Below are 3,782 nucleotides of genomic sequence, written 5' to 3' on the forward strand. Positions count from 1 at the left end.
ACCCCGACGCTGCCGAGCGGCTGACGGCGGCCCGCGCCGCGCTGGCCGCCCTCGGGGCGGAGGTGTCGGTGCCGGTGGAGAACCTGGTGACCCCGGAACTCGTCCGGAGGCTGTGCTGGGACTGGGCGGCGCCCGAGGACGGCGCCGCGGCGGCGATCGACCGGGTGCTCGACGCGGGCGGGGCGCGACCCTGGCAGCGGATGCTGACCGTGCCCCGGCTGGAAGCCGCGCTTCGCGCCGCGGCTGAGCAGAAGAGCTCCGGCGACGACTGATCGCGATCGCCGACACGCGGGGTGAGCGCGTGAATTCCCGATGACGTACCCATTAAGTTACCCGCGAGTAACGGTAGGGGTACGCTGGTCTGGAGGCCGGACGCCTGGCCGTGATCCGGAACCAAACTGCTCCATCAGGAGGAATTCGCGTGGCTCCATCCACCACAACTCAACGCAACGTCGTGTTCGTCGACGGCATCCGCACTCCGTTCGGCAAGGCCGGACCCAAGGGCATGTACGCGGAGACCCGCGCCGACGACCTCGTCGTCAAGACCATCCGCGAGCTGCTTCGCCGTAACCCGCAACTCGACCCCGCGCGCATCGACGAGGTCGCGATCGCCGCGACCACGCAGACCGGCGACCAGGGCCTCACCATCGGCCGCACCGCCGCGATCCTGGCCGGGCTCCCCGAGACGGTTCCCGGTTTCGCCGTCGACCGCATGTGCGCAGGCGCCATGACGTCCGTCACCACCACCGCCTCGGGCATCGGATTCGGCCAGTACGACGTGGTGATCGCCGGCGGCGTCGAACACATGGGCCACCACCCGATGGGTGAGGGCGCCGACCCGAACCCCCGTTTCCTCGCCGACCGCCTCGTCGACCCCAGCGCACTGGTCATGGGCAACACGGCCGAGAACCTGCACGACCGGTTCCCGACCATCACCAAGGACCGCACCGACGCGTACGCCGTCGCCAGCCAGAACAAGTACGAGGCCGCCCGCAAGGCCGGTTTCATCGCCGACACCCTCGTACCCGTCGCCACCCGCTCCGCCGCGGGCTGGGGGCTGGCCACCGAGGACGAGCCGCCGCGTCCGGGCACCACCCTCGAGGACCTCGCGAAGCTGAAGACGCCGTTCCGTCCCGCGGGGCGCATCACCGCGGGCAACGCGGCCGGCCTGAACGACGGCGCCACCGCCGCTCTCCTCGCCGGTGAGGACACCGCGCTCGAACTCGGGCTGCCGATCGGCATGCGCATGGTCGGATTCGCGTTCCAGGGCGTCGACCCCGCCGTGATGGGCATCGGGCCGGTGCCCGCCACCGAGAAACTGCTGGCCCGCACCGGTCTGAAGATCGAGGACATCGGCCTGTTCGAGATCAACGAGGCGTTCGCCGTCCAGGTCCTCGCATTCCTCGAGCACTACGGCATCGCCGACGACGATCCGCGAGTCAACCAGTGGGGCGGCGCCATCGCGTGCGGCCACCCCCTCGCGTCCTCCGGCGTCCGCCTGATGACCCAGCTGTCCCGCCAGTTCGCCCAGCGCCCCGACGTCCGCTACGGCCTGACCACGATGTGCATCGGTCTGGGCATGGGCGGAACCGTGATCTGGGAGAACCCGAACTTCGATGGAGCCAAGTAGATGACCGACATTGCAACGGCATTCGCCGACGAGGTCGTGACCAACGCGTACACCAAGATCGTCGCGGTACCGGGCATCGAGGGCCCCGTCGCGCTGATCACCCTCGACAACGGTTTCGACCACACCAAGCCGTCGTCGTTCGGGCCCGGCGGCCTGGCGGCCCTCGACGCGGCCCTGGACGAGGCGTTCGCCGCCCACCCCGTCGCGATCGCCATCACCGGCAAACCCTTCATCTTCGCCGCCGGGGCGGACCTCAAGGGTGTTCCGAGCATCACGAACCGGGATCAGGCGCTCGAACTCGGCCGCCTCGGGCACAAGGTGTTCCGCCGGCTGCGCGAATCGTCCGTCCCGACGTTCGCGTTCGTCAACGGCGTCGCGCTCGGCGGCGGCCTCGAGGTCGCGCTACACAGTCACTACCGCACCGCCTCCGAGAGCGCCGGCGCTCTGGGTCTGCCCGAGACGTTCCTCGGGCTGGTGCCGGGCTGGGGCGGAACGCAGTTGCTGCCCAACCTCATCGGTCCTTCGAACGCGGTCACCGTCGTCGTCGAGAACGCGCTGAACCAGAACCGGACGCTCACCCCGAAGAAGGCCCTCGAACTCGGCGTCGTCGACGCGGTGTTCGGTTCGGCTGACTTCCTCGAGCAGTCGTTCGCCTGGGCGGCGCAGGTCCTGGCCGGCGAGATCACCCCCGCGCGTCCCGAGATCGACCGGGGCACGGGCTGGGACGACGCGATCGCCCGCGCGAAGGCGATCGTCGAGGGCAAGACCAAGAACAACGCGCCCGGACCGGTCAAGGCCGTCGAACTCCTCGAGCTGGCCCGGACCACCGATCTCACCGACCCGGCGTCGCTCGACAAGGGCTTCGCCGCCGAGGACGAGGCCCTCGCCGACCTGCTGCTCGCCGACGAACTCCGCGCGGGTCTGTACGCGTTCGACCTGGTGAACAAGCGGGCCAAGCGGCCCGCGGGCGCACCGGACAAGTCGCTCGCACGCAAGGTCACCGGTGTCGGCATCGTCGGGGCCGGTCTGATGGCCAGCCAGCTCGCGATGCTGTTCGTCCGCCAGCTGAAGGTGCCGGTCGTCCTCACCGACATCGACCAGGAGCGCATCGACAAGGGTGTCGGTTACGTCCACGGCGAGATCGACAAGCTGCAGGGCAAGGGCAGGCTGTCCCCTGACGCCGCCAACCGTCTGAAGGCACTCGTGTCCGGGTCGCTCGACAAGGCGGCGTTCGCGAACACCGACTTCGTGATCGAGGCCGTGTTCGAGAACCTCGACCTGAAGAAGAAGATCTTCGCGGAACTCGAGGAGCACATCGCCCCCGAGACGATCCTTGCCACCAACACGTCCTCGCTGTCGATCACCGAGATGGCCGCGGACCTGAAGCACCCCGAGCGGGTGGTGGGCTTCCACTTCTTCAACCCGGTGGCCGTGCTGCCGCTGCTCGAGGTCATCAAGGGCCGGAAGACCGACGACGCTACCCTGGCAACGGCATTCGCCACCGCGAAGGCGCTGAAGAAGTCGGCCGTCGGTTCCGCCGACCTGCCCGGGTTCGTCTTCAACCGGCTCCTGATCCGCACCCTCGGTGAGGTCATGAACGCGGTCGACGAGGGCACCCCGTTCGAGGTGGCCGACAACGCCATCGCCGAACTCGGCATGCCGATGACCCCGTTCACGCTGCTGGCGCTCGTCGGTCCGGCGGTCGCGTTGCACACCGGCGAGACCCTCGCCGCGGCGTACCCGGAGCGGTTCCACAACTCCCCCGGGCTCGAGGCGCTGGTCGAGGCGAAGAAACCGGCGGTGTGGAGTTACGGCGCCGACGGCAAGCAGGTCGTCGACCCCGAGGTCGCGGCGCTGTGGAAGCAGGGCGACAAGGCGTCCACGTCCGCGGAGGTTCTCGAGCGCACGCGTCGCGCGTTCGCCGAGGAGATCCAGATCATGCTCGACGAGGGTGTCGTCGCGGCGGCCGAGGACATCGATCTCTGCCTGATCCTCGGCGGCGGGTTCGGCTTCTGGAACGGGGGCATCACGCCGTACCTGGACCGCACCGGCACGTCCGAGGCGGTCAACGGCAAGCGGTTCCTGGCGCCGGGCGTCGCGAGCGTCTGACCCGGAGGTGAGTGGCAATGTGTGCCCGAGCACGCATTGCCAC

Annotated in this window: 2 protein-coding genes and 1 pseudogene; all 3 read left to right on the forward strand. The window is 69.4% G+C overall.

Annotated features, from left to right (window positions below; all coding sequences use genetic code 11):
* A pseudogene (locus ACFTZB_RS43995) lies at nucleotides 1–272 on the forward strand (ribonuclease D); the annotation flags it as partial.
* A 149-nt stretch (nucleotides 273–421) separates the two neighbouring features.
* Entirely contained in the window at nucleotides 422–1,630 is a 1,209-nt protein-coding gene (locus ACFTZB_RS44000; RefSeq protein ID WP_378442059.1) for a thiolase family protein, read from the forward strand.
* The gene (locus ACFTZB_RS44005; RefSeq protein WP_378442062.1) at nucleotides 1,631–3,739 is read left to right on the forward strand and encodes a 3-hydroxyacyl-CoA dehydrogenase NAD-binding domain-containing protein; all 2,109 of its coding nucleotides are present in this window, start codon (nucleotides 1,631–1,633) and stop codon (nucleotides 3,737–3,739) included.
* Nucleotides 3,740–3,782 lie beyond the last annotated feature (43 nt).

Origin of the sequence: Rhodococcus sp. NPDC057014 (assembly GCF_042673295.1) — a bacterium.
GTDB lineage: Bacteria > Actinomycetota > Actinomycetes > Mycobacteriales > Mycobacteriaceae > Rhodococcus_F.

Excerpts from the sequence above, each read along its gene's own strand:
- ACFTZB_RS44005 (WP_378442062.1), top strand. The coding sequence starts at position 1,631 with ATGACCGACATTGCAACGGCATTCGCCGACGAGGTCGTGACCAACGCG.